Annotated in this window: 6 protein-coding genes; 1 reads left to right on the top strand and 5 read right to left on the bottom strand. The window is 37.7% G+C overall.

Translation table 11 applies throughout. From position 1 onward, the window contains the following. Positions 1 to 239: cation transporter dimerization domain-containing protein (locus tag D7V20_RS20010; protein ID WP_456236586.1), on the top strand; the 239-nt coding region annotated here is incomplete at its 5' end. 186 nt (positions 240 to 425) lie between these two features. On the opposite strand, the gene D7V20_RS11820 is transcribed toward D7V20_RS20010, so the two are convergent. From D7V20_RS11820 to D7V20_RS11800, 5 genes are read right to left on the bottom strand one after another with little or no spacing between them, the layout of a single operon-like run. Continuing rightward, positions 426 to 2,291, bottom strand: a complete 1,866-nt coding sequence (locus tag D7V20_RS11820) for a hypothetical protein (protein ID WP_087527708.1) — start codon at positions 2,289 to 2,291, stop codon at positions 426 to 428. Positions 2,292 to 2,335: 44 nt separating this feature from the next. Next, entirely contained in the window at positions 2,336 to 3,730 is a 1,395-nt protein-coding gene (cap4, locus tag D7V20_RS11815; RefSeq protein ID WP_087527707.1) for a CD-NTase-associated endodeoxyribonuclease Cap4, read from the bottom strand. A gap of 2 nt (positions 3,731 to 3,732) precedes the next feature. After that, the gene (locus tag D7V20_RS11810; protein WP_058952365.1) at positions 3,733 to 4,194 is read right to left on the bottom strand and encodes a Mov34/MPN/PAD-1 family protein; all 462 of its coding nucleotides are present in this window, start codon (positions 4,192 to 4,194) and stop codon (positions 3,733 to 3,735) included. Between the two features lie 5 nt (positions 4,195 to 4,199). Beyond that, positions 4,200 to 5,912, bottom strand: coding sequence for a ThiF family adenylyltransferase (locus D7V20_RS11805; RefSeq protein ID WP_087527706.1), 1,713 nt, complete (start codon positions 5,910 to 5,912; stop codon positions 4,200 to 4,202). Further along, positions 5,912 to 6,925 (bottom strand): SMODS domain-containing nucleotidyltransferase, encoded by a 1,014-nt coding sequence (locus D7V20_RS11800; RefSeq protein WP_087527705.1) that lies wholly within the window; start codon positions 6,923 to 6,925, stop codon positions 5,912 to 5,914. The genes D7V20_RS11805 and D7V20_RS11800 overlap by 1 nt, the downstream gene beginning before the upstream one ends. Positions 6,926 to 6,949: the final 24 nt, after the last annotated feature.

The following is a 6,949-nucleotide window of genomic DNA, read 5'->3' as shown; positions in this document are numbered from 1 at the left end:
GTGTACATGATTTACATATATGGAGTCTGACAAGTAAACGTTATATTTTATCCTGCCATATTGTTGTGAGTGAAGAAATGAGTATGCAGGAAGTGCAGATACTCTTACATGATCTGGAGAATGTCATACAAAATCTAGGTATTGAGCATGTCACTATTCAGGCTGAAACATCACTCAACAATCACGATGATATTCATCATTGCATTATTGAAAATATACCAAAGGATTCAGAACACTGAGTTTAAAAAGGTTAAATATTCCTAATATAGGTGCTTATCTAGTCACACAAGTGGTACCCAAGTTTAATGGCACTTAAAAGTGCCATTAAACTATATATAATTCAATTTGATATGTAAAAAATTACCCATAGGAAAGAATTATGGACTAGGCTAAAAGAAGATGGTCACAATTGTAAGATTCGAAAATTATTTTTCCTCCTTTTCCTCCTTTTCCTCCTTTAACTTGATATTCGTAATTCCAATTTTTCTTAGAGCATTCAATAACGTTGATTCACCCTCTGACAAGCCAGCAGATTTTGAATGTCTAAAAACAAATAATTGAGTAACCAAATTGGAACCTAGGAGAGTTGTCGTATAAGAACCCTCTGACGAAGGCAGGTTCTCCATGAGCCCAGAAATATACTGCTCAAATTGTTCTACGGTTCTTGACCTAAATATTAGACCAGCATGCCCACGCTCCTTGAGAACACTATCCCCATCTACAGTGGAAACGTAAGTCGCTGGTTGTATATCGAAAAGATAAACTGGAGGGCAATTTACAAGAGATAATCGGATGATCAATGCTCCACGAAGTGCTGTTTTATTTGAGTTTGCATAACACCAATTTTTATAAGCTTGTTTTTCTCCATCTGTAATATCTTTATTATTTAATGTTTCTGAATTAACGAAAAAGGCCATGAGAGTGGGTTTATCGTTGTAATCAAACTCTTCCTCAAAAGTATAATAGTGGACTGCATTGACAATACTGGGATTTAACAAACGTGCCTTTAAACATGCATTCCATAGGCCCATGATTCTTCCATGATCTGGAGCTTCAAACTCTGTATCTCCATTAGTGGTCGGGTTAATTTGGACATTTAGAACTTCCTTAGAGCTATCAGGTTCTCCTGTACCAACTGTATTGGTTTCTTTAGTATTTTTCTTTCTCTGTGGCTGGGTGATGGTTCTTTCATACTTTGTTTTACTTTTTTCCCCGATAGGGCCTGAACCTAACCATGTAAATTCATGACCTAAAATAACCGATTGTAATAATGGTTTGCGCCCTCCTTGATCTTCAGATACGTTAATCTGACCAGGACCTAGTTGCAACTGAGGAGGATTAGGTGAGTTGACATCTACAGGTTTCTTAATGCGGTGAATTACCTTTGGAACACGTCTGATAAGTGTTTGATCAGGTAGTTCTATTCCAAGAACTGTCAAGGCTAAAAAAGCATTGGTGTCAGGAATACAAAAACCTGAAACCCTAATTTTTCTCGTTTCCTCATGCCATGGCATTACTTTAGGGTATATATGGTTTCTTTGAGTAAAATCATCATGTTTTGCAATACTGCTAAATAATATCCTTACGGCATCCTGGGTATATTCGCTGTATTTATAGTAGGCAATAAATACATGATCATCTGATGTGAGGCTATCACCAATAAGGATCGTCCAGGTATTTTCTTCTTCTGGATGAGGTGTGTAGAGCCGTTCATGTCTTTCGGCCTCATCATATGTTGTCAGAATTCTAGGAAGTTCTGTAGAGAGACCATATCCTCTTACCAGAAACTCAAAACAAGGTACGAGAAGCTCCTTATATTCCTGATCCTTTAAAGAAAAAGAAATACAATTCTCACGTTGGCCTGGGTTAATATAAAATTTATTCCTATCTGAGAAGAAATGATCTATTTTCCCTGTCTTTTCGTCTCGCTTATATGTTTGAATATAGGTATGTTTAAAATCCGTATGGTCAATATCAAACTCCCGTATTTCTAAGGGAAGATAATCAACCAATCGTTCATGATGCCAAACTGTGCCAATGGGCCAAGACACCAAATCTGTCATATTGGCATCAATAAAAATAAAATTATCTGTGGGTGTGTAATCTTCCAGAAGTTCCCTAAAAGCAACATGAACTTTAGGTTGGGTATTTCTACGTTCAGCTTTTGCTAACGCCCCATACCACCACACCATTAAGAACTTTTCAGCATTGGATTCAAGAACTTTGAATGCGGGTGATTTTTTTTTATCTGAAGAGTTATCAGTATTTTCTTCATTAGAATGATTGTTCATGATCAACCTCTCTATTGGTAATATTATCGACTAGTCAATTCTTCTTATAAGTTCAGTTCGGCTGTAGGGATATATTGTCCATCTACCCAATCGTAAAGCTGGATATCGCAAATACCATTCAAGCGATGTCCCAAGACCATTGCAAAAACTGAGGGTGCTTTAATAAAGAGGTGTAATTTAGATAACTTATTTTCGGATTTAAATGAAACTAAAGCAGATTTTGCCTCTCTCACAGCAAGATTTAGAGTCTCCATATTATCAATGGCATGGGAGCTTTCTAAATTCAATCTAGGCAAGTTCTTTACTTCATTAATCGTAGAGTCAATGTCGTTACCTATAGCTGTAGGAAATCCGATAGTGACTATGGCTTCAGTTTCACCCTGTCGTTCAACAGCGTCGATTTTAGTAAAAAATTGTCCCTCTTTTTGCTTATGGTCATCAGTGCGATATGCGAGGCCATTATGTTCTATTTCAAGTAGGAAATTACGTGTGGCACTAAAAACATAGCCAAGCATACATGCGGTGGACATTCTTTGTTTGCCATCTATAAGGAGGGTTCTACGGTCACCACTGCTATGAATGAAATCCCCAATCGATACTGCTTTTTTGATTAGGTTGTTCCAGTCGCTGGAGGTTTTTTGAGCACGATCAGGACCATTGAAATCACTAATATCTAAGTTTAAGTCTTGATACTGACTGGATGATGCTGAAAGATTAATTTTAATAGGATCTAATAGCCACTGGCTTCTATCTTCTTCAAGAGCATGGCAAATAAAATTTTCAAAGTCTTTGCGATATATTGGACCAAAAGAAGAACGAGAAATCAGGTTTTTAAACTGATCTCTTAACTGTTTGGCTTTACGTGTAGTGAGTTCAATATTGGATAATTTCTCTTCAATTTCACCTATAAATACAGAGTCACTATCTTCAGCATTGAAAGACAGGAAATCAACATGATCAAGTGCGAACTCAGCAAGTGAGGTTTCGAATCCTTTATCGCTACACCACTGAATAATATCCTGACGACTTTTTTGTAAAATCACAGAATCTGCACTGTATGAAGAACCAACACCTCTAATTCTCTCAATTTGGGCAAGAAATGGGTGAAGTGTAGAGGTATAGAGTGGGCATACTAAACCAAAGCGAGTATATTCACCTGATGGAATATCAAAAGCCTCCTTGAAGCGCTTAATTTCTTTCCAAAAATCTGTAGAAGTCAGCGGATGATTTTTGGCTTCATACATGACACGCTGTAACTCGTTTTCTGAAGAGAAGTAGCAAACCTCGACATCACCTATTGATTCACTCACAATGTGGCTAAAAGCACTTTCAGATAGCCAGAGAGGCAAGTTCTTTAATACAAAAGCATCCTGATACTCAAACCCTACTCGTGCAATTGCACCACCAGTTGATTGTTTTTCTAACAGACTTGCACTCATTATTATCTCTCTAAATTTAGGGTGGATGGGTAACAGGAACCATCTGGTAGGTAGGTGTGGGCACTGCCCTCAAGATGATTGTTTTTTAAATGAAAAATCAGTAAGACTACGAAATTTGCACCCACTTTTGGGTCGGACACCAATTCCCTCATGGTGTGATGGTCTTTACTGCTGGGTTGTACACTAAAGAGAGGATGGCTATGCCATTCACCTAAATAGTTAAATTTTTGATAATTATTGTTTGTTGATTTATGAAAAAGGCGAATTGCTTTAATAGCATCCGTAATTCCACGTACAAAGGATGCTATCGTTCCACTCTTTTGAACAGTTAATGAGCTAACTCTAAAATGGTTTGTACCTATATGCTCACCCATTAAAACACCGCCACATTCGTGGGTTCCAGACTTCAACAGGGCTTTTATCAGTAAAATTTGTATATCAGTAGGAATGGATATTTTCAGCATTAGTATTAACCTTTCATCGGTTCAGGTTCTTCAATAGAATTGCCATTTTCACTTTCAGATATCTGTTTATCCGTAGGAGATTCTGTTACTAACGCACCTGAACAATCGATAGGATGGGTATCAAAAGGACATTGAAATATCCAATATTTACGGAACCCTATTAAATATGCTGAATATGGATAAGAGGATTGCTCATCAATTGTACATAAAGTATCTAATATGAACTGAGTCATAGACGCTGCAAGAGCCGTTACATCTGCATCTGATGCAATATATGTTTGGTTTTGTGTTTGAAAGCCGTAATTATTAACTTTGCCTTCTGGGATTGGTTCCAACGTTTGTAAGACACCATAAATATGATTGCGAAGCTCTAAAGGTGAGGCATCTAACGTTGGGCGACTACGGGCCATCATTGCTCCACCACCGCCACCAAAGATTTCACCCCATACCATTGGTATATGTTTTCTTTTAGCAATCGCAGCTAAGGTTAGAAATGTATGTGAGCTTGCTGTGGCATCAATAATCAGATTACATGTACTAATGGCATTAGCAATATTGGAATTTAAATGAGGATTTTCCTGTCCACCAATTTGCATTTCATACGTTTCAACCTGCATGTCTAATGCAGTTCGTTTTAATGCTCTTTCAACAGCATGGGTTTTAGCAAAGCCAACATCTAACCAGTTGAGTTCATTACGGACAAGATTCTGGGGTGCCAGAATATCATCATCAATAAGTAGAAAGTTTTTACAGCCAGACCGTGCCAGTGAAATTGCAATTTTACTTCCTAACGATCCAAGACCAATAATTACTATCTTTGCATCATTGATATTGCTAAATTGTGCTGGCAATCTTTGATTCTGATCATCATGTAGATTAATAGCTGGATAACTTACGAAAAGTGGTGCTGTATTATTAATTAAGAATAGTTCCAAGTTACCTTTTAAGTCATATAACAATAGAGGCTTTATGGAACTTGTGAATTCCTCCTGAGTAGGCCATAAATTGCCTAAAAAGGATTCTAACGAAAGTCGATCATTTACAGATTCCTTTAATAAATGAACAGAATCAACTCTTATTGCCCATCCAGACAATTCAAATCTTTCATTAGAAAATGATGGGACGATGTCAGGTAGAGGTTTGTTCTGAATATTTGTTGGAACAATAACAGTCTTGTCCCGAAAGCTTGAGATGGCAACCTTAAAGTCCATTTTTTCAGGGTCACTATTTAAGAGTATGTGACGTAACATTGGTGTTTCAATGAACCTTTCTGAAATACCTCTTAATTTTTGACCTATTGTTTCAGAATGCCTAGAGGGCACAGGTTCTACATCCATCTCCAATACAGTCATTGCGTCTGTTAATAAAAGAATCTGGGCACTTCTAATTAGTTCCACTCCACTGATATTGGTATTCCAATTATCTGGACCGTATTCTAGACACAGCACTCCTGAGCCACCGTACTGGTGCAAGATACTCCATCTTTCACCAGAGTTTTGTGGGCGTATATATGCTGGTAGCTCTGGGAAAAGCTCTGGATATACTAAAACACCATTAAAATCTATAGTTCCTATCTTGAGAGAGAAGTTTAAATGCAGTTCATTAGTGTCTGTTGAGTTCCACTCCTGAATCTTAAAACTGTTTTCCTCATTTTCAAGATCGGTCAATAACTGCCGTTCTTGAATCAAGCGTTCTAATGGTGTTTTTAGCAGTTCCATTACGCAAAGCCTCCTGGTTTATTTGGATAAACAGGGGTTGATGGAAATGTTAATCCTGCACCTAAAGCTGAACGGATTAAAGAGCTGGCCATATCAGCAGAATTTGCACTTTTGTGTGATGCCGAACGAGGAAAACGATTACCCAAGACCTGCCGCCATAGAGCTAATGCTTTATCATCATCTGTTTCATTTAAGGCATTTCGTGCAATAGCAGCTTGTTCTTTTACCTTTTCATAAAAGGTTTTGAACTCATCTGCTGTGACCGCAGAAAAAACATTATTGCCTGCAACACCAGGATCTTCTAAATGTGGAATTATGCCTAGTGACGCATAAATCCCATAAGAATCCCTGATTGTTTCTAAAAGATAAACAAACAACTTTTCATAGTTGGATTCGTAGTAATTCATATGCTTGGCAACCAGGCATTCTAAAATGAATCCTTTTGGTCGTTTTAAATCAGATAAGTTCTCACGACGCCACCATTTAAATAGCTTCACAAGAGGCTTAAATCGACCATTTGCATTTTTATTCACCTCAACAGTCCACTCGGTATGGGCTGGAGGGTTGGTAACTAGCCATTCTTCAAGATGAATGTCTGGAATCAGATAGCCACCATATCCATCTGAAATGATAGGGACAACATCCATATCAACTTTTTTCAACTTAACATTTACTGAACGACGGTTAACGGTAAGATCGGTATATCCAATATCCTTTAATGCTGTATGGACTGCATCTAAGACAATTTGGGGATCATCGTTAATTGTATGGTTGGTGCGAGCAATAATATCTACATCTGGTCTTTGTGTAATCCCGCCTATGGTGGTCGGACGTACTGCCGTATTTCTTTTATAAGAACCTGATAAGAACGTATGCACATGTACTTTGCTGAATTCATTATGCACTTTTAAAGCATCACGAAGCGTATTATGTGCGCTTGAACAATCATTAACCGTTGTTGTAGATGGTTCAATATCGGAAAGTAGGTCAAGAAACTGCTGTTGAGTTGTCATAATTCTCTCTGAGCCCATGTACTA

Source organism: Acinetobacter rongchengensis (assembly GCF_003611475.1).
In the GTDB taxonomy this organism is placed as follows: domain Bacteria; phylum Pseudomonadota; class Gammaproteobacteria; order Pseudomonadales; family Moraxellaceae; genus Acinetobacter; species Acinetobacter rongchengensis.
Note: the sequence above shows the minus strand (reverse complement) of the source record. Positions and strands in the feature narration are given on the sequence as shown.

Excerpts from the sequence above, each read along its gene's own strand:
- D7V20_RS11800 (WP_087527705.1), bottom strand. The coding sequence starts at position 6,925 with ATGACAACTCAACAGCAGTTTCTTGACCTACTTTCCGATATTGAACCA.
- D7V20_RS11820 (WP_087527708.1), bottom strand. The coding sequence starts at position 2,291 with ATGAACAATCATTCTAATGAAGAAAATACTGATAACTCTTCAGATAAA.
- cap4 (WP_087527707.1), bottom strand. The coding sequence starts at position 3,730 with ATGAGTGCAAGTCTGTTAGAAAAACAATCAACTGGTGGTGCAATTGCA.
- D7V20_RS11805 (WP_087527706.1), bottom strand. The coding sequence starts at position 5,912 with ATGGAACTGCTAAAAACACCATTAGAACGCTTGATTCAAGAACGGCAG.
- D7V20_RS11810 (WP_058952365.1), bottom strand. The coding sequence starts at position 4,194 with ATGCTGAAAATATCCATTCCTACTGATATACAAATTTTACTGATAAAA.